This is a genomic window from Citrobacter sp. C6_1 (genome assembly GCF_014596835.2).
GTDB classification, from domain to species: Bacteria; Pseudomonadota; Gammaproteobacteria; order Enterobacterales; family Enterobacteriaceae; genus Citrobacter; species Citrobacter pasteurii.
The window spans coordinates 48384-66698 of the sequence record NZ_CP115031.1 but is presented as its reverse complement, the minus strand read 5'-3'; the positions used below and the strand labels follow the sequence as shown (position 1 = coordinate 66698).

The 18315-nt window shown below is 50.4% G+C and carries 17 protein-coding genes and 1 tRNA gene; 11 read left to right on the top strand and 7 right to left on the bottom strand.

Annotated elements, in window-relative coordinates:
* Window positions 1-121: 121 nt before the first annotated feature.
* Together yicI and IB196_RS00315 are read right to left on the bottom strand one after the other, a co-directional pair.
* Entirely contained in the window at window positions 122-2440 is a 2319-nt protein-coding gene (yicI, locus tag IB196_RS00320; RefSeq protein ID WP_188232022.1) for an alpha-xylosidase, read from the bottom strand.
* Window positions 2441-2450: 10 nt separating this feature from the next.
* A complete protein-coding gene (locus IB196_RS00315; protein WP_188231952.1) occupies window positions 2451-3833 on the bottom strand; it encodes a glycoside-pentoside-hexuronide family transporter in 1383 nt (460 codons plus the stop codon).
* Window positions 3834-4123: 290 nt separating this feature from the next.
* On the opposite strand from IB196_RS00315, the gene IB196_RS00310 reads away from it, so the two are divergent.
* A tRNA-Sec gene (locus IB196_RS00310) sits at window positions 4124-4218 on the top strand.
* A 95-nt stretch (window positions 4219-4313) separates the two neighbouring features.
* Window positions 4314-4880: a DUF6680 family protein gene (locus IB196_RS00305; RefSeq protein WP_149691887.1), complete on the top strand. Its 567-nt coding sequence runs from the start codon at window positions 4314-4316 to the stop codon at window positions 4878-4880.
* Here IB196_RS00305 and IB196_RS00300 read toward each other — a convergent pair whose 3' ends face one another.
* The gene (locus tag IB196_RS00300) at window positions 4881-5084 is read right to left on the bottom strand and encodes a toxin-antitoxin system HicB family antitoxin (RefSeq protein ID WP_149691888.1); all 204 of its coding nucleotides are present in this window, start codon (window positions 5082-5084) and stop codon (window positions 4881-4883) included.
* A 136-nt stretch (window positions 5085-5220) separates the two neighbouring features.
* On the opposite strand from IB196_RS00300, the gene IB196_RS00295 reads away from it, so the two are divergent.
* The 4 genes from IB196_RS00295 (at window position 5221) to IB196_RS00280 (ending at window position 7020) form a co-directional block, all read left to right on the top strand.
* The gene (locus IB196_RS00295; RefSeq protein ID WP_040231550.1) at window positions 5221-5511 is read left to right on the top strand and encodes a SymE family type I addiction module toxin; all 291 of its coding nucleotides are present in this window, start codon (window positions 5221-5223) and stop codon (window positions 5509-5511) included.
* A gap of 243 nt (window positions 5512-5754) precedes the next feature.
* Complete coding sequence (tssD, locus tag IB196_RS00290) at window positions 5755-6240, top strand: type VI secretion system tube protein TssD (protein WP_040231549.1); 486 nt, start codon at window positions 5755-5757, stop codon at window positions 6238-6240.
* A 10-nt stretch (window positions 6241-6250) separates the two neighbouring features.
* Window positions 6251-6694: an STM2901 family protein gene (locus IB196_RS00285; protein WP_040231548.1), complete on the top strand. Its 444-nt coding sequence runs from the start codon at window positions 6251-6253 to the stop codon at window positions 6692-6694.
* A complete protein-coding gene (locus tag IB196_RS00280) occupies window positions 6688-7020 on the top strand; it encodes a DUF1493 family protein (protein WP_040231546.1) in 333 nt (110 codons plus the stop codon). The genes IB196_RS00285 and IB196_RS00280 overlap by 7 nt, the downstream gene beginning before the upstream one ends.
* Window positions 7021-7118: 98 nt before the next feature.
* On the opposite strand, the gene misL is transcribed toward IB196_RS00280, so the two are convergent.
* Both misL and IB196_RS00270 read right to left on the bottom strand, forming a co-directional pair.
* Entirely contained in the window at window positions 7119-9899 is a 2781-nt protein-coding gene (misL, locus tag IB196_RS00275) for an intestinal colonization autotransporter adhesin MisL (RefSeq protein WP_188231951.1), read from the bottom strand.
* A 74-nt stretch (window positions 9900-9973) separates the two neighbouring features.
* Window positions 9974-10591, bottom strand: a complete 618-nt coding sequence (locus IB196_RS00270) for a hypothetical protein (RefSeq protein ID WP_005121535.1) — start codon at window positions 10589-10591, stop codon at window positions 9974-9976.
* Window positions 10592-11165: 574 nt separating this feature from the next.
* On the opposite strand from IB196_RS00270, the gene IB196_RS00265 reads away from it, so the two are divergent.
* The 3 genes from IB196_RS00265 to IB196_RS00255 all read left to right on the top strand — a co-directional run bounded on the left by IB196_RS00265 (window position 11166) and on the right by IB196_RS00255 (window position 14239).
* The gene (locus IB196_RS00265; protein WP_005121534.1) at window positions 11166-11939 is read left to right on the top strand and encodes a winged helix-turn-helix domain-containing protein; all 774 of its coding nucleotides are present in this window, start codon (window positions 11166-11168) and stop codon (window positions 11937-11939) included.
* Window positions 11936-12400 (top strand): hypothetical protein, encoded by a 465-nt coding sequence (locus IB196_RS00260; RefSeq protein WP_005121533.1) that lies wholly within the window; start codon window positions 11936-11938, stop codon window positions 12398-12400. Before IB196_RS00265 ends, IB196_RS00260 begins: the two co-directional genes overlap by 4 nt.
* Window positions 12401-12742: 342 nt before the next feature.
* Window positions 12743-14239 carry a C69 family dipeptidase gene (locus IB196_RS00255; protein WP_188231950.1) on the top strand — a complete coding sequence of 499 codons (1497 nt, stop codon included), beginning with the start codon at window positions 12743-12745 and terminating at the stop codon, window positions 14237-14239.
* Window positions 14240-14269: 30 nt separating this feature from the next.
* On the opposite strand, the gene IB196_RS00250 is transcribed toward IB196_RS00255, so the two are convergent.
* On the bottom strand, window positions 14270-15172 hold the full coding sequence (locus tag IB196_RS00250) for a LysR family transcriptional regulator (protein WP_040231542.1): 903 nt from the start codon (window positions 15170-15172) through the stop codon (window positions 14270-14272).
* Between the two features lie 110 nt (window positions 15173-15282).
* Here IB196_RS00250 and IB196_RS00245 point away from each other — a divergent pair, with 110 nt between their 5' ends.
* Both IB196_RS00245 and IB196_RS00240 read left to right on the top strand, forming a co-directional pair.
* The gene (locus IB196_RS00245; protein WP_005121528.1) at window positions 15283-16290 is read left to right on the top strand and encodes a zinc-binding alcohol dehydrogenase family protein; all 1008 of its coding nucleotides are present in this window, start codon (window positions 15283-15285) and stop codon (window positions 16288-16290) included.
* 207 nt (window positions 16291-16497) lie between these two features.
* The gene (locus IB196_RS00240) at window positions 16498-17400 is read left to right on the top strand and encodes a carboxylate/amino acid/amine transporter (RefSeq protein ID WP_188231949.1); all 903 of its coding nucleotides are present in this window, start codon (window positions 16498-16500) and stop codon (window positions 17398-17400) included.
* Window positions 17401-17426: 26 nt separating this feature from the next.
* Here IB196_RS00240 and nlpA read toward each other — a convergent pair whose 3' ends face one another.
* Complete coding sequence (gene nlpA, locus IB196_RS00235; RefSeq protein WP_149691897.1) at window positions 17427-18245, bottom strand: lipoprotein NlpA; 819 nt, start codon at window positions 18243-18245, stop codon at window positions 17427-17429.
* Window positions 18246-18315 lie beyond the last annotated feature (70 nt).

Genomic DNA, 18315 nt, shown 5'->3' with positions numbered 1-18315 from the left:
ATACCGCTCGCAAATATGCAGAGATAAAAATTTAATTCAGGATGTTTTGGATTTTCAGATCTGGAATGCTGCTCGCAGCGTGGGCCGGATAAAACGCATCCGGCACCACGTCGACACATGCTTACAAGGTAATCGTCAGCTCACTGCCCTGTGGAGTAATAACTACACCCAGCTCGCTGCCCATATGCGACCCGCATTTAATGCCGCCAATTTTCTGAATATTTCGCAGGCACAGCGTCCAGTTACGTGCCTCACCGTTCCCTTTCACAGTGATGGTATTACCTACACGCGTCGCCTTCAGCGTGAAGATAACCGAGCCGTCCATCGCAGACACTTCACACACCGCTTCCCGTCCCTCCTGCAAATGGAACAGCTGGAACGCGGTTCCTTCATGCCAGGCGTAGTCCGGCTTCTGGTTATTGCTGCCCAGCGCCAGCAGGGTGTTCTCACGCACGTAGACTGGCAGGCTCAGGAAGTCATGCCGCTGCTTATGCCAGCGGCTGCCAGACACCTCGTCGTTAAGCCACAGATGCGTCCAGCGTCCTTCCGGCAGGTAGAACTGCACATCGCCGGCCTCGCTAAACACCGGTGCGACCATTACGCTATCGCCCAGCATGTACTGGCGGTCGAGGTAATCACACGCCGGATCGTCCGGGAACTCCAGCATCATCGCGCGCATCATCGGTGTGCCTTGCTCATGGGCACGGGCCGCTTCGCGATACAGATACGGCATCATGCGGCATTTCTGCTCGGTGAAGTAGCGCACCACATCGCAGGATTCATTATCGTACGCCCACGGCACACGGTAGGATTTGCTCCCGTGCAGACGACTATGGCTGGAGAGCAGCCCGAACGCACACCAGCGCTTGTAGACGTGCGCCGGGGCGGTATTCTCAAAGCCGCCAATATCGTGACTCCAGAAGCCAAAGCCGGACAGACCAATGGACAACCCGCCGCGCAGGCTTTCCGCCATCGATTCATAGTTGGCATAGCAATCGCCGCCCCAATGCACCGGAAACTTCTGCGCGCCCACTGAAGCTGAACGGGCAAACAGGACAGCGTCTTCTTCACCGACGGTTTCTTTCAGCACGTTCCACACCAGTTTGTTGTAGATGTACGCATAATGGTTATGCATTTTCTGCGGATCGGAGCCGTCGAACCACTGGACATCCGTTGGAATGCGCTCGCCAAAATCGGTCTTGAAGCAATCCACGCCGATATCCACCAGGCCTTTCAGCTTGTTGGCATACCACTCACAGGCTTGCGGATCGGTGAAGTCATAAATCGCCAGGCCCGGCTGCCATTTATCCCATTGCCACAGGGAACCATCCGGCCGCTTGAGCAAATACCCTTTCTCTTTCAGCTCGTTGAAAATCGGTGATTTTTGCCCGATATACGGGTTGATCCACACGCAAACCTTCAGCCCTTTTTCTTTCAGGCGGCGGATCATGCCTTCCGGGTCCGGGAAGGTCAGCGGATCCCACTCAAAGTCGCACCACTGGAAGGCTTTCATCCAGAAGCAGTCGAAGTGAAAAACGTGCAGCGGCAGATTGCGCTCGGCCATGCCGTCGATAAAGCTGTTCACCGTCGCTTCATCGTAATTGGTGGTGAATGACGTGGTCAGCCACAGGCCGAACGACCAGGCGGGCGGCAGCGCGGGACGGCCAGTGAATTGGGTATAACGGTTCAACACGTCCTTCGGCGTTGGGCCGTCAATAACGAAGTATTCCAGATACTCGCTTTCCACGCTGAACTGCACTTTCGACACTTTCTCAGAGCCAATTTCAAACGACACGCACTGCGGATGATTCACCAGCACGCCGTAGCCGCGGTTGGTGAGATAAAACGGGATGTTCTTGTAAGATTGCTCGGTACTGGTGCCGCCGTCACGGTTCCAGGTTTCTATCGTTTGCCCGTTACGCACCAGCGCGGTAAAGCGTTCGCCCAGGCCGTATACCGTTTCCCCGACGCCGAGATCCAGGCGCTCAAACATATAGTTACGCCCGCTGTGGGTCTCCTGCACGTAGCCGTTGTTTTTCAGCTGACTGCCGGTAATACGCTTGCCATTACGCAGGAAATCCAGCGACCAGAACTCACCTTTGGTAACGCGCACGCTGAGATTGCCGCTCTTCAGTTCGGCAATCTCAGCGGTGTTGCGCATCTCGACCTTCACATCCTGCAGCACATTTAGCGGGTAATGCGGACCGGTATCCAGCGCACCCTGGAAATGCTCCATACGCACGCCCACCACGCCTTCCTGCGGCGAGAAGAAGCGCAGGGTAAACAATGGGGTATCCAGTTGCCAGGTACGTTCACGCACGTCTCGCGGCGCAACGTAGACAATCATCTCATTGCCCTGCTGTTCAACCTCGAACACCTGAATCGGGTTAATCACGTTCAGACCGGGCTGAATCAGCCAGTTTCCATCGCTTATTTTCATCATCGGTTCCTTAGTTCTGTAATTCTTTCGTCGTAAAATCTTGCTGATTGCGACGCGCGCCCTGCGCCAGTTGGCTCATGATTTCAGTCAGATACGGCGTTTTCAGGGTATAGAAGCGTTTGGCAATCACGGCGCTCAGCAGGTAGCAAATAGCCGGGACAATGGTGAACAGCCCGATGATGATGCTAATGGTGGCGCCGTTCTGGGTTTTCGCTGCGGCGTCGTAGCCCCCACCTGCCAGCATCCAGCCAATCAGCGCCCCACCGAGCGCCAGACCCAGCTTGAGCACAAACAACGTGCCCGCAAAGCTGATGCCCGTCAGACGTTTACCGTTGCACCACTCGCCGTAATCAACGGTGTCGGACATCATCACCCACTGAATTGGCGTCACGAGCTGGTGCAGTACGCCAATCACGAAGATAAAGCCGAACATGGTGATGCTGGCGTGCATCGGTACAAAGAACATCGCCAGGCTCGCTACCGCCAGTGCGGCGTTGGTCCACCAAAAGATGCTGACTTTGCATTTCCAGTCGGTCAGCGGCTTCGCCAGCGCAGAGCCGATAAGATTGCCGACGCAATAGGTGGTGAGGAAGGCGACAAACACTTCTGGCATACCCAGGATCCAGGTGACGTAATACATCATCGCCCCGCCGCGTACGCAGACAGCAAGGATGTTGAGGATGGTCAACAGGCCGACAATGCGCCATTGATCGTTCTGCCAGATGTCGCGCAGGTCTTCACGCATCGAGGTGGTGCTCGGCGGCGCTTCCACGCGTTCTTTGGTGGTGAAAAAGCAAAACGCCAGCATCAGGAACGCCACCACCGAGAGCACGGCAATCCCGCCCTGAAAGCCGAACGCTTTATCCTCGCCGCCAATCAGATCCACCAGCGGCATCATCAGCACGGTGGAGAGCATGCCGCCCGCCGTCGCCAGCACGAAGCGCCATGATTGCAGGGAGATACGCTGCGCGGGGTCATTGGTGATGACACCGCCCAACGCACAGTAGGGGATGTTCACTACGGTGTAGAGCAGGGTCAGCAGCGTGTAAGTAATTGCAGCATAAATCATTTTGCCGTGCAGGCTGAGATCTGGCGTACTGTAGGCCAGCACGCAAACCAGACCAAACGGCAGTGCGCCAAACAGCACCCACGGGCGGAATTTCCCCCAGCGCGACCGGGTACGGTCGGCCAGCAGCCCCATGCAAGGGTCTGAGATGGCATCCAGCGCACGCGCCAGTAAGAACATGGTGCCGACAAATCCGGCCGGAATACCAAAAATATCGGTATAGAAGAACATCATATATAACATGACGTTATCGAAGATAATGTGGCTCGCCGCATCGCCCATTCCGTAGCCAATCTTCTCTTTAACAGACAGAATCTCACTTTTCATTACGCATCCTTGTTAGCACTTTCACACGCCCTGATACCGGTTACAGTTCTTGTAAACCATCCCTGTGAGCGCGGGTATTCCGATATCTCGTTATCAAATTACGATTCTTGTTTTCTGTGATCAGAGTTGCGTCGAAAAATGTGATGAAATGTAACTACCGGATTTATTGAGGATTTATATGAAACCGATCATGGCAAGACAAAAGGGAAGTTAAAAAAGTGAGTGAGGGGGTGTGGAAACCCCAGGAAGTAGCTATAATGCGCCCCGCCTCCATGTAGCAATCGAGGCGCGGAAGATCGTCATCTCCGGTGAGGTGGCTGGACTTCAAATCCAGTTGGGGGCGCCAGCGTTCCCGGGCAGGTTCGACTCCTGTGATCTTCCGCCAAAATTCTTACCTTATCCCAGTCATTTGCCATATCTTTTCAGCACACAAATTCCTTTATGATCCTCGCCCAAATATTTTCATAGCGAGAATCTAATATGAACACTGCTCTTACAATTATGGCTATTGCTGCTACTGTAATTAGCCCATTATTAGCCATTCAGACACAAAAGTTTATAGAAAGATATTCCCAGAAAAAATCATTAAAAATTGACATATTCAAACAGCTTATGGCTACCAGATCTCAGAGTGCCAGACTGTCAAGTGAACATGTTCGTGCACTAAACATGATCGACTTAGCATTTTACGGGAAAATTAAAAGAGGAAAAGCCAAAAGAAGTGCTTCTGAAGGTAATGTATTATCCTCATGGAAGCTATATTTTGCACATTTGAATACATCTTACCCTGATAACGATAATACCTTAGGTGCCATATGGAACCAAACAAGTAACAATCTTTTCTTAGACCTATTGTCAGAAATCGCAAAAGATATTGGCTATGACTTTGAGCGGGTGCAATTACAAACAGCCATATATTCTCCTGTAGCCCACGGAGCAATAGAAAACGATCAGTTAAAAATTAGGAAGGGCTTAGCTGCAATTTTCTCTGGGGAGGATGCCTTAAAAATGGAAATCATAAATATTCCGAATAGACAGGAAAATTAATCAATTCTGTACTTTTTCCAGTGGCTCAATACCCAACCTTTCCAATTCCCTTCTCCCCAAGGTCTTGAGCCAATTCCCCAAACTCATCCCTTCTGCTTTTGCAGCAGCCTCGAACTGAGCCTTCAACTCCGGCGTAATACGAATCTGAAAAGTTGGTGCTTTTCCGGATGTTGACTTATGAGGGTCGCGTTTAGCTGTTGACATGTACGTACCTATAAGAGCAAGATATCTTCACTGAGGTACGTACCTTAACATACGAAAACCTCAAATTGAAACGCCCTCGCCCGGTATTCGCAGTACCCGACGAGAGCTAACCTCACCAACTATCAAGGAGTTGATTATGGCTGATTCGCATTCTACCCCAGACAGCGACCAATCCGGAACCGAACGTTCGGTAATTGTGGGATATCGCCCGAATGTTTTCGACAAATCCACACCCAAAATTATTCTTTCCGGTAAGTGGCTACGCACAGCGGGGTTTGATACCGGGCAACAGATTAGCGTAAAAGTGATGAACGGCTGTATCGTCCTGATGGTCTATGGCGAACAGGAGCAACGATTGCAGGATGAGCTGCAAGAGTCACAGCAGAAGTTAATAATAATTAAGAGCACGCTGGCGACTCTCCAGTGAAGTGCGGCTGAACCGGTAAGCGTTAATTACAGGTTAGCCAGATGCCGGATGGCGCTAACGCTTATACGGCCTACTTTCAAAATTAATTACCCGTCCCAAATCGATCATCTAAATTATATATGGATATTTTAAATTCATCCGCGGAATAAGTTATTTATTTTTATCTATTATTAATGCCTTTACTATTGCAAACCAATCGTAAAAACCTTTATATGTTATTTTTTAACAAAGTGGACTATTAAAATGGCAATTCCTGCTTATCTCTGGCTCAAAGACGATGGTGGTGCACCTATAAAGGGTTCTGTTGATGTAAATAATCGCGAACGTTCAATCGAGGTGACATCGTTTAGCCATAACCTTTATATCCCAACGGATGGTAACACAGGAAAGCTTACTGGCACACGTGTGCACGGCGCACTGATTTTTGAGAAGGAATTCGATAGCGCTTCCCCTTATCTTTTTAAAGCCGTTGCCACAGGGCAAAGCTTGCAATCGGCCGAATTCAAATGGTACGAGATCAATGATGCAGGTCAGGAAGTAGAGTACTACAACATGCTCCTCGAAGGGGTTAAAGTTGTATCCGTAACACCGATGATGCATGACACTAAAACTGTCATCAATGTTGGTCATAGAGAACAAGTACAGCTACGTTACGATAAAATCACCTGGCACTATCTCGATGGGAACATTCAATATTCAGATGCCTGGAATGAACGCATAACCGAATAAGTGAAATCATATGGACACTGTCGAAGAGCTTAACGGTACATATTTCTACAGAGGGTTTGCTAATCTTTCAGCAGGAGAACTTCTTTTCTGGATTTTCCTGGATGAAACAAGTGAACAATTTGGCGTAAATGATTATATGACCTTGGGTCTAATTTTACTTGGTCAACCTACGATCGCAACCAGAGATAAGCCGATAGGGGCAACTGCAGGGACATCACCACTGAGCTCTCAGTTACGACATTGGTTAAATATAGAAACTAGACGTTTACCCACCCTAACTACAGGAAGTATAAGACGATTAAAATTTGCATATGTAACAAATCTGGGCGCTTTTGTTGGAAGATGGATTCCAATATTGGGGATTGTCATAATGGCTTATGACGTGACTGAGATTTCATACAAAGTCACAATTAAATATAACACCATAGCCAGAGGTAAAGATAAGCTATGGTAAGTGATGATGATATCATCGCCTGGTACGATGAAACATTTAATAAACCCAGCTTATTCTTTAAAAAGCGTTGGCCAGTCACTCTCGATACCAGCCTTTCAACGGGAGATTATGTGTGGGCCAGTGAAACGGGCGCAGACATCATGGATGCTTACTTTGCAACTTTCAATGTTGATTGCGCCAATTTCGATTTCTATAAATATTGGCCTATTGAGACATTCATACTTTATGCAATGTTTACCTGTAGCAGAGATGACGATGAGCCACAGCCATTAACACTCCGCATGCTGGCAGAGTCTGCAAAAGCGGGTAAATGGCTTTATGACTGAACCTTATTGACGGATGCCATTTATCCGACCTACCGCTTCCCCAAAAAATAAAGCCGCTGACCTATTAATCAGCGGCTTTTCTGTTACTTACAATCCCGTCAGAAATTGTATTTCACGCCCAGCATACCGCGGGTATCGCTGTAGCCTTTGTCGCCGATCTGTTGAGCCACGTTGCTCCACACGTTGAGGCGCGGAGTGATTTGCCCTTCAACGCCGACTTTCAGCTCGCCGATGTTCTTCGTGCCGCGCATGTCATTGCTCACATCGTCCATCTTCACACTGGCGGTCTGGGTGTTGTGGATCCAGTTGGCTTCAACAAACGGCTGGAACTCACGGGATTTACCGTCGTCGATGGCGTTGTGACCGTTGATAAAGGCCTTCACGCCCAGACGGGTCATCAGGTTGCCATCGGTATCATCCTTCACACGGGTACCATTCGCTTCGCGGTGACTGTCGGCCTGCACATCCATCCACACCACCTGCGCTTTCGGTTGCAGCCAGTAGCTGTTGCGCTCGTTTTCACCCAGTTTGAAGCTGTAACCGGCTTCTACCGAAGCGGTTATCCCGCTGGATTTGTATTTCTCTGTCGCCTGCTCCTGGCCCATCACTTTGTTATCAAACCAGTTGTAGAGCATCCAGGTGTCTACGTAGGTGCCGGTTTTGTCTGCGTCATTGGCATACCAGGTGCCGTACAGCCCCACGCTGTAACCGGTAACTTGACCACGTGAATGGTAGCCGGTCAGGCTGGACTGCGTGCGGTTCTGGCTGTTGGCATAGCCTGCCATTGCGCCAATGTGCCAGCGGTCGAGACCGTCGGAACTCCACTGCGCCAGATCGCCGCCTAACTGCAACACATAGCTGTTGCTTTGGGTTTTTAACTGCCCGCTGCCGTCTTTAAAGCGGGTATGCGCCCCGACGTTACGCATCCACATACTGGTGACTTTTTTCTCGCCCGTCAGCATGTCGATGTACTGCGTTTCGCCCAGACGATCGTGCAGTCGGGTCATAAACAGCGTGTTAGCGGCGTAGTTGTTCGCCAGATAGCTACCCGCTTCCGGACGGTACTGCTGCTCAGTGACCGGAGGTGCTACAGGTTCTTCCGGTTCAGGAATAATCGGGTCCACAGGATCGACCGGGTCTGGGTCAACAGGATCAGGGTCATGCGGATCGACCGGATCCGGGTCTTCCGGATCCGGCGGAGCAGGAATAAAGCTGGTCAGATACCAGTTGTTGCCCTTCTGCACAACGTTATAGTCGTAGGCACCGGCAACAATACGGCTTGCCTTCTCAAAATTGCCGTCAGAATTGCCAGCCACTTCAATTATCTCAATCCCTTCAACGGTTTGTGCCCCGGTACCGCCAATGTTGTTCACCGCCACAAAAGAGTCACCCGTGGTGTTGCCGAGAACAATCAGCTTATCGGTTTCGGAGGTATCGTCATTGAGGACGGTATTAAAGACCAGCGTGCCGCCGTTGCCGGTGTAATCTTCATTGATGGTAAGCGTCTGCCACGGTTCGCCGTCAGTATGCCTAAAGTTCACCACCGCCCCGCTGTTCAGCGTTAGGTCGGTGAGCGTGGAACTGTTGGTCATATTCCAAACTGCATCACTCATTTGCAGCGAGATAACCCCCGTTCCGGCCGTGACGCTGGTGATGTATGACGCCCCACTCCACAACGAGTTGTCGGTCATGTTGAGCTTAATCGCACTGTTTTGCTGCGGCAGGCTGCTGGTCGCTGCGGTCGCTCCGGCAGCATGAAGATCGCCGTCGATGAGGAAGCGTCCGCCAGCAGAGCCATCGACGATACCGCCCGTTTCTGTGCTGATGGCGTAGCTTTCATTGCTGTGGTCGCCCGCCATAGCAATAGTAGCGCCGCCACCAAGATTTACCGTGCCGCGTGAAATCGCATACAGACCGCGTGGCGCTTTGCTGTAAGAGGCGGCCTTCGTAGAGCTGTTAACGTTAATCGTCGCGTTATCACCCAGATTCACCGTTGCATTGGTGGAATAGACCGCATGGGCGCTGGCACCGCTCACCGAAATAGTGGCGTTATTGCCCAGTTCCGTTTTGGAAGATGAGGCGGCGTAAATTCCTGTTGAGGAGGCCCCCGATGTCTCGATAGTGGCATCATTCCCAAGGCGGATTGACGAGCCGCTCTGCCCGGAACGGATCCCCTCTGAACCAACGCCGGTAGTCACAATGTGTGCACGATCGCCGACGATAATCGTATTCTTGGCAAGCGTGGCATCTCTCATCGCGTTGGCGGTGATACCACGCCCCTGATTTCCGGTCGTTTTGATATACAGATCGTCGCCGACGTAAATGTTTGCCGACCCTATCCAGCCCTGGCCAATTGCGTTGTAACCAGCGTTTATACCGTCACCATCCAGACCATCCACGTAGATGCTGGTGCGATCCCCGGTGATAATAAAGACCGGATTATCCGGCGTGTTGGCACCGTGTGTACGGATGCCATCAACGTTTTTACCGTTATCAGCGGAATTCTTTGAGTTAGTGTAAATCGTCAGGTCATCGCCAAAAATAACGCCCGGACTTCCCGTTTGGCTGTTCTGAATAACGGTAATGGAGTGCTCAAAGGCTTCTGCTCCTGGCCCATTGAGCGTTAACCCATTGCCATAAACAGGAATGGTGCCAGCACTCCATTGATAAACATAATTCGGCGTGGCGCTGGTTTTTGCGAAACTGGCATTCGCCTGAGCAGGAAATAAAGCCTGCAATTCCGGCGAAAGGCTGCTCACCAGTCCACTGGAAGGCAGACTGTCAATATCAATCCAGGCCGCGTGGGTTGAAAATACCATTGACGTTAACGCGGCTGATACCGCTATAGCAATGCGTGAGTAATGCTTAGGTTTTTTCATAATAGCCTCCTGCTTTCGGGCGTAGGGCGTCCACCACATCGCGATGACGTGGAAATAATAAAAATGAGAATCAGCTATAAAATGTTAGAGAGTATTTTATGAATACTTAGGCCTAACTTATCTTCAAGTCGAAGTTTGTAGACATATATTCTCTTAACATCAATATTATCTATTCGGGTAATTTGCTGAATACTTACCCCTGAAATAAATCGCTTGAGTAATACCATTTCCGTATAATTTAATGAACGCCCACGTTTGCTGTTGGCGAGATGCCCCCGGAATAAGCGACGTATTTTCTGATGTTGAACTTCATCACTATCATTGGAATAAATAATCCCTTGAATTTTATTGCTTTTCGATAACCAGTAATTGGCTAACGGCGCCAGGATCCGGTCCGCTATCAATACAATATGCATACCACTCTGCGTCAGGCGATCCACCCATTGCGGATCGGTGAACAGGCGCAAATTCGGGAATGAAAAATCGATAAAAATAAATCCATGGGATAAATGGTTGTGATTATTAAGTAAAAGTTTTTCAACAATGCCTTTTTTCAAATAATCATTACCCTCTGGCCAGACAGCAAAAGCGGCTCGGTGGCAATATTGTGCACGTACGGCAGCATCCGGAAATAATTCACAGGATAATTCACAGCTTATGCAACGAACACTCTGTAGCGTCTTTCTCTTCATCAACTATGCCCCTGTTATTTTCCATAAATATTTCATCGGTAAATAAATGTGTCAATCCGACACGTGGTGAACTCCATTTCTGCTAATAACAGTCGATTGATGAAAATGTTATAAAATCCTATAGAAAAACAATCTCCAACTGTAAACATCGTTATGTTGATAAGTATTACGAAGTTTTCTCTCAGATTAATAACCCATATATTAGGAGTTTTATACACAAATCCAGACATCACGATAAACGTAAATACAGCACTATTTGCTAAAACAAAACCTTAAAAAATGATTTTAGTAAATTACAAAATTCCTAAAAACCAGAAACCTTTGTGATGTTGTGGGATAAATATAATAACTAATCAGATAAACCTGTAATTAATTCTCATTATTTTACCTTAGTTAATTATCACCTAAGATATGTATACCATAACTCATTGTATTAAAAGGATTTACCCATCAAACACAAAATTCTTATCTTTGATCAAGTACAAAGGTAGAAGCGTCTTATCCATTTAGATGTAATATGAAATGGGTATGTTGATGCAAAATATGAGACGTTTTCGTTACTGAGGGCCGGGCATTGTACCTTATCAACCAGTTGGTCGAATTTAATCCTGATAACAAAAGCCTGGTCAATCGACAGACCGGGCGAGCAATTCAACTGCAGATCCCAGCCTCGCTCTGTTTTCTCTATTTAATTACTCACGCAAGTGACATTGTTTCTCAGAACACGCTGCTCAAAGTAGGTTGGGGAGAAAGAAACAATGTGACGACGACCAATACTTTTTACCAGGCAATTTTGACGTTGCGCAATGCACTGGCGGATGTCGGGTTGCCCCGTGATACAGTCAAAACTATTTCCCGGCGTGGACTCAGATTAAATGAGAATACGCATGTGGAGACGATCACTCATTCCCAAACTGAGCCCCCCTTAGCACCATTTATTAAGGAAAACAACAATCCCGAGGTAACACCCTCTCCACCGCAAGTAGCAACGTCGATTCCCTGGTGGAACATTTTCTTAACCACCGGAGTGATTATTACTACTCTGATTATCTGGTTGGTTTGGTATCAGACTCGCCCTGTCATGCCGTTTAGTAAATTCGTGTCGGTTTCTATGCAAATTCCCTCTCAGGAAAACTGTAAAATTTATTACTCACCGAATGAACACAATCTGGAAAGCTATTTCAGCCTGATGCAATCGCATCCCGATCTTTGTGAATATAACAAACATGTGTTTCTTTCAGGTTACCGTAGGGCACAGAGGATGGTGGCCTTTGTCTGCGATAAGGATGCGCGGATAGATGTTCACGCGTTTTGTTCTACTCATTACTACTGGATGCGCGGGAAATGAACAAAATACACAATCTTATCCTGCTGGCGATCGGCGTGGTATTGATGCTGGGTTCAGGCGCCTGGTTATGGTATTCACGCTACGCCGACAGGCCATTGAACTGCGTCGGTAACGTGGAGTGGAATATTGGCAGCAACCGCTTTACCGGCACGGTGTCGTATCGGTTGTACGACCATCAGGGGCTGGCAACCTTAACCGGAAAACTGTACGGGCGTCACGTCACAGGTATTAGCAGAAACATCTATTTTACCTATACCCAGCACCACGACGCGCGCGTGCTGCAGTCAACGCAACTGGTAAAAACCTTCTCAGACTCCGCCGATAAAGACGATATCAACGAGACCTTGCCCAGTTTTTATCGCGAAACCGGACAGCGCCTGAGTCTGGTCATGGAGGAGTATAAAGGGGCGTGGATAGTAGCGAGTTCCACTGTTCCTTCGCTGTATTGCCGTAAAAAGTAACGTCATATCCGGATACAAAAAGGGTGCCCTCACGCAGGAATTCATATTTGTCATCATCGACTTACGCGACATGGGTCACTGAATCCATTCATATCCCATTGCTATTCTTTTCCCCGAATCAGGAAACATCCTGAATATCACGATATCCATTGCGTAATAATTAAGCGAAACGGGCGTTTTATTTTGTCCAGAAGACTTCAATCTACGGATGGATATTTGGAGAAGGCGTGGGCAGGGGCGTTTATCTCTCTCGCGAGCAATGTCTGAAGGTTCAGGCGTTATCGCATTTCAGGAAACGGTGTGTTTCCGGTGTATTTTTGGCGTACATATGAGGGATACGTAATGTTTACTTTTAAAAAGTGCCTGATTGCACTTTCTATAAATTTGGCCGTTGTTTCATCAGGTTTTGCTTGTACGACCCTGCTGGTCGGTAACGAAGCATCAGCGGACGGCTCCATGCTGGTAGCGCGTAGCGCTGACAGTGATGCCCTGAAAGCACAGCATTTTGTCATTCACCCGGCAAAACAGAATCAGACCGGGGTATACAGCACCAAAGCACATAACGGTGCGAATGACTTTACCTGGCCGCTACCCAAAAACTCTCTGCGTTATACCACTGTTCCAAACTGGAAAACCCAGTTGCACGGCGCGACCGGATTTAACGAGCTGGGCGTTGGCGTGAGCGGCACAGAATCTATTTTTGCCTCACCAAAAGCGCTGGCCGCCGACCCGTACGTTGAGGATAAAGGGATCACCGAAGACGATATTCCGGATATTCTGCTGTCGCAGAGTAAAACCGCGCGTGAAGCCGTGGCGCTGCTGGGTCATATCGTTGAGACCGTCGGCGCAGGTGAAGGCTTTGGCGTTGCCGTCGTCGACGATAACGAGATCTGGTATCTGGAAACCGGCAGCGGCCATCAGTGGATGGCACAGCGCCTGCCGAATAACCAGTATTTTGCCACCGGCAATCAGGGGCGTTTACAGGATTACGATCCGAAAAACCCTGACATGATGGCGTCAAAAAACCTGCTCCAATTTGCGACCGAAAAAGGTCTGTACGAACCGGCAAAAGACGGTAAATTCAACTTCTCCAAAGCCTATACCCGTGATGACGAACGTGACCGCACGTATAACGACCCTCGCGTATGGACCATCCAGAAAGAGTTCAATCCTTCCGTAAACCAGGATATGGCCAAAGGACGTGAATTCCCGGTCTTCATGACGCCAGAGAAGAAAATGACGCTGGACGATGTGAAGGCCGTACTGCGTAACCATTACGAAGGCACCAGCCATGACCCCTACACCAACGGTCTGAACGGCAAAGAGCCGTGGCGTCCGGTCAGCGTCTTCCGCACCTATGAAGCGCACGTTATGCAGGTTCGTCCGTGGTTGCCAAAAGAGATTGGTGAAACGACCTACATTGGCCTGGGTATGGCCGACCTCACCGCCTTTGTTCCGTACTACAGCGGCCTGAAAGCGTATCCGGCTAACTATACGATGGGTACCGATAAAGCGGACGATCAGTCTATCTACTGGAAATATCGTAAATTACAAACGCTGACCATGACCGATTATCCGAAGCTCGCGCCAATCGTCAAAAAAGCCTACAAAGCGTGGGAAGACAAAGTGGCGAAGGAGCAAAAAGAGGTCGAAGCAGAGTATCTGAAAATGGCGAAAACCGATAAACCTGCCGCCGATAAGATGCTGAATGACTTCAACCTTCGCATCATGGCTGACGCCGAGAAGCTGACGGAAGATCTGACTAATCAGCTGTTTACCATCCGCACTAAAGACATTCAGTCTGATATCTTCTTTGCCAACGCGGCGAAAAAAGACTGATTAACGACGCAATAAAATTGCTGGCGCATATTAGTTTTGCGCCAGCATTTCACACCGCGCCTTCACCGCGTCGTGCAGCAGACGGACCGCCGTTGAAAGCTGCTTCCTATGCGGGCAAATCATATTCAGCGGGACTGTCTCTCCCTGATAATCCGGCATCAGCAGTTGTAATCGACCATCACGTACATCCTCGCTGACATCCAGCCACGACTTATATGCCACACCCTCGCCGGTAATCGCCAGGCGGCGGATCACTTCCGCATCGTCGCTCATTATGGTGCCGTTAACCTGCACGCTGCTGACCTCACCGTTTCGCGTAAACGTCCAGCGATCGTGCAGACGTCCGCGCAAGACGAAGGTCATGGCGTTGAGCTGCGCTAAGTCACCCGGGCTTTGCGGCGCGCCGTTTTGCACCACCCATTCCGGTGAGGCCACCAGCACGCGTCGGTTCCCCGGCGCCACGGGCAGTGCAATGTAAGACGCGTCTTCGGTGTTGCCATAGCGAAACGCAACATCGACGGGATCTTTAAAGACATCCGTCACCTGGTCGGAGAAAAAAATCCGCAGGCGCAGCGCGGGATAGCGGCGTCGAAATGACTGAAAGACCGGCAACAGCAGGTTACGGCCGAGATCGGAAGGCACGGCAATTTGCAGCGTGCCTGACACTTCATCTTCCGGGGTCTGAATTTTTTGCAGCCCGGCATGCATCACGTCCAGCATCTGGCGGGCATAGGGTAGCCAGACCTCGCCTTCGGGCGTCAGGCGCAGGCTGCGCGTGGAGCGGGCGAACAAACGGATAGCCAACGTCGACTCCAGACGCTTGATGGCTGAGCTAACCTGAGCAGGCTGAACGCCGACTTCGCGCGCAGCATCGCTAAAACTATTCAGCGCCGCGGCGCGGACAAACAACGTGAGATCTTCAAGCCGGAACATTTTCACTCCCCGAGTATAAGTCCTGTCGCCGTGGGGCTATTTTTCCCGTTCTGCTGCCGGTTTACCATCGAATTATTCAACACAGATAAGGTTTCTGAACCGGAGAGATGATGAAAGCCATCGCTATTACCCGCGCCGCGACCGACGGCAATAATATTGAATTTTTACAAGAGATTGACCTGCCCGTGCCGGTTGCCACCGGGCACGATCTGCTGGTTGAAGTGAAGGCCATTTCCGTCAACCCCGTTGATACCAAGGTTCGCGAGGGTTTTAACGCTGATGTGCCGCGCGTGCTGGGCTGGGATGCCGTGGGCGTGGTGAAATCCGTGGGTGAAGCCGTCACCCTGTTCTCACCGGGCGATGAAGTCTGGTACGCCGGTGCGCTGGGTCGCGCTGGCAGTAACAGTGAATTTCAGCTGGTTGATGAACGTATTACCGCGCTGAAGCCGCAATCACTGGATAATGCCTCTGCGGCGGCGCTGCCGCTGACCGCGATCACCGCCTGGGAAATGCTGTTTGACCGTCTGGGCGTTGAGGAAAACGGCAATGAAGATGATGTGTTACTGATCGTTGGCGCGGCTGGCGGCGTCGGTTCTATCCTGACGCAACTGGCCAGTAAGCTGACCAAAATGACCGTCATCGGTACGGCATCACGTCCGCAGAGCCAGAAATGGGTTCGTGAAGCGGGCGCTCATCATGTGATTGACCACAGCAAGCCGTTGACGGAAGAGCTGGCACGGATAGGCATTAAAGAGGTGACGCACGTTGCCAGCCTGAACAATACCGAGCAGCACTACCAACAAATTATTGCCGCCCTGGCACCGCAGGGCAAACTGGCGTTGATTGACGATCCTGAATTCCTCGATGCCCGTCCGCTGAAGGCCAAAAGCATTTCGCTGCACTGGGAATTTATGTTTACCCGTTCGATGTTTACCACCCACGATATCATCGCGCAACACCAGCTTTTGACCCGCGTGGCACTGCTGATCGACAGCAACACCCTCCGCACCACGCTGGGCGAGCATTTTGGCGCTATCACTGCAGCAAATCTGCAAAAAGCCCACGCGCAAATTGAAACCGGTCGTTCGGTCGGCAAGATTGTGCTGGAGGGGTTTTAACATGCCTGACACTGGGGTGATTTTCATTATTGCGGTACTAAAGGCCAAACTGCTACGGCTGGATTATCTGACGCCGATTGCGCCATAAAATAACTGCCGAAGCCCCCCTGCCGCATGGGGGGCTTCGACAGTCATGTCTCACTCGCTTCACTATCTCTGCTATGATGCCTGCACACAAATAAGACAAAACAACATGCCGAGGGAAAGATGAGTTCCACCAGAAGAGGGATGATGAACGTCCTGATTGCCGCCGTATTGTGGGGAAGTTCAGGCGTTTGCGCGCAGTACATCATGGAGCAAAGTCAGATGTCGTCGCAGTTTCTGACCATGACACGTCTGATTTTCGCCGGGCTGATTCTGCTGATGCTCTCTTTCGTTCACGGCGACAAAGTGTTCTCTATTATCAAAAACCGCAAAGACGCCATCAGCCTGCTCATTTTTTCCGTGGTCGGGGCGCTCACCGTACAGCTCACCTTTCTGCTGACCATTGAAAAATCCAACGCCGCTACCGCGACGGTGCTGCAATTTTTGTCACCGACCATTATCGTGGCGTGGTTTTCCGTGGTGCGCAAAGCACGACCGGGGATTTTAGTGCTAACGGCCATTCTGACCTCACTTCTCGGCACGTTCCTGCTGGTGACTCACGGCAACCCGACATCGCTGTCCATTTCACCTGCCGCGCTGTTCTGGGGGATTGCCTCAGCGTTTGCCGCCGCGTTCTACACCACGTATCCCTCTACGCTTATCGCGCGCTACGGCACGCTGCCGGTCGTCGGCTGGAGTATGTTAATCGGCGGCATGATCCTGCTGCCGTTTTATGCCGGACAGGGCACTAATTTCGTGGTGAATGGCAGTTTGATTCTGGCGTTTTTCTATCTGGTGGTGATCGGCACGTCGCTGACGTTTAGCCTGTACCTGAAAGGTGCACAGATGATTGGCGGGCCGAAGGCGAGCATTTTAAGCTGTGCGGAACCGTTGAGCAGCGCCCTGCTATCACTGTTGTTGCTGGGGATTACATTTACCCTTCCCGACTGGCTGGGCACACTGCTGATCCTCTCTTCAGTGGTGCTGATTTCCATGGACTCCCGCCGCCGCGCCAGAACGGTATAGCCCCGAACGGCGCGGCAACGGGGAGATTACCAACCCGGAACCGCGCCGCCGTTAAAGATTTTCTCAGCCGCTTTCGCCACTTCCGGTGACTGATAAGATTGCAGGAATTCTTTCACATTCTCGGCATCTTTGTTGTCTTCTCGCGCCACCAGGATGTTCACGTACGGTGAGTTTTTGTCTTCGATAAATACGCTGTCATGTACCGGGGAAAGACCGGTTTGCTGGATGTAGGTGGTACTGATAATCGCTACATCCACTTTCTGATCGTCCAATACGCGCGGCAACTGCGCGCCTTCCAGTTCCATAATTTTCAGATGCCGCGGATTATCAGTGATATCCAACGCTGTTGGCAGCAGGCCGGTATCCGCTTTCAGCGTAATTAACTTCTCTTTTTGCAGCAGCAACAGCGCCCGCCCGAGGTTTGTGGGATCGTTAGGTATCGCAATCGTTGCACCGTCTTTTAGTTCAGCGACGGTTTTGATTTTCTTCGAATACCCTGCCATCGGGAACACAAAGGTATTGCCCACCGCAACCAGCTTATAGTCGTGTGCTTTATTATCTTGTTCGAGGAACGGACGATGCTGGAAGACGTTGGCATCCAGCTCACCATGATTAGTGGCATCGTTGGGCAACAGGGAACCGCTAAACCCTACCAGCTCCACCTCCAGGCCATATTTTTCTTTAGCCACTTTCTTCGCAACTTCCGCCACATCCTGCTCTGCGCCGTTAATTACGCCGACTTTGATATGCTTCGCATCGCTGCTCTGCTGATCGCATCCTGCCAGCAATAATCCCGCCAGCAATACTGCCGCCCCGGCCCCAAAATGAGGTATCTTCAGTTTCACGTTTTATCCTTTTTTAATAACCGCCTGATGAGTAATGAAATGACTATAGCGGCAAGGCCGCTGCGGTTTA

What these genes read in the sequence shown, in the direction of transcription:
- yicI (WP_188232022.1), bottom strand. Translation starts at nt 2,440, where the DNA reads ATGAAAATAAGCGATGGAAACTGGCTGATTCAGCCCGGTCTGAACGTG.
- IB196_RS00315 (WP_188231952.1), bottom strand. Translation starts at nt 3,833, where the DNA reads ATGAAAAGTGAGATTCTGTCTGTTAAAGAGAAGATTGGCTACGGAATG.
- IB196_RS00305 (WP_149691887.1), top strand. Translation starts at nt 4,314, where the DNA reads ATGAACACTGCTCTTACAATTATGGCTATTGCTGCTACTGTAATTAGC.
- IB196_RS00300 (WP_149691888.1), bottom strand. Translation starts at nt 5,084, where the DNA reads ATGTCAACAGCTAAACGCGACCCTCATAAGTCAACATCCGGAAAAGCA.
- IB196_RS00295 (WP_040231550.1), top strand. Translation starts at nt 5,221, where the DNA reads ATGGCTGATTCGCATTCTACCCCAGACAGCGACCAATCCGGAACCGAA.
- tssD (WP_040231549.1), top strand. Translation starts at nt 5,755, where the DNA reads ATGGCAATTCCTGCTTATCTCTGGCTCAAAGACGATGGTGGTGCACCT.
- IB196_RS00285 (WP_040231548.1), top strand. Translation starts at nt 6,251, where the DNA reads ATGGACACTGTCGAAGAGCTTAACGGTACATATTTCTACAGAGGGTTT.
- IB196_RS00280 (WP_040231546.1), top strand. Translation starts at nt 6,688, where the DNA reads ATGGTAAGTGATGATGATATCATCGCCTGGTACGATGAAACATTTAAT.
- misL (WP_188231951.1), bottom strand. Translation starts at nt 9,899, where the DNA reads ATGAAAAAACCTAAGCATTACTCACGCATTGCTATAGCGGTATCAGCC.
- IB196_RS00270 (WP_005121535.1), bottom strand. Translation starts at nt 10,591, where the DNA reads ATGAAGAGAAAGACGCTACAGAGTGTTCGTTGCATAAGCTGTGAATTA.
- IB196_RS00260 (WP_005121533.1), top strand. Translation starts at nt 11,936, where the DNA reads ATGAACAAAATACACAATCTTATCCTGCTGGCGATCGGCGTGGTATTG.
- IB196_RS00255 (WP_188231950.1), top strand. Translation starts at nt 12,743, where the DNA reads ATGTTTACTTTTAAAAAGTGCCTGATTGCACTTTCTATAAATTTGGCC.
- IB196_RS00250 (WP_040231542.1), bottom strand. Translation starts at nt 15,172, where the DNA reads ATGTTCCGGCTTGAAGATCTCACGTTGTTTGTCCGCGCCGCGGCGCTG.
- IB196_RS00245 (WP_005121528.1), top strand. Translation starts at nt 15,283, where the DNA reads ATGAAAGCCATCGCTATTACCCGCGCCGCGACCGACGGCAATAATATT.
- IB196_RS00240 (WP_188231949.1), top strand. Translation starts at nt 16,498, where the DNA reads ATGAGTTCCACCAGAAGAGGGATGATGAACGTCCTGATTGCCGCCGTA.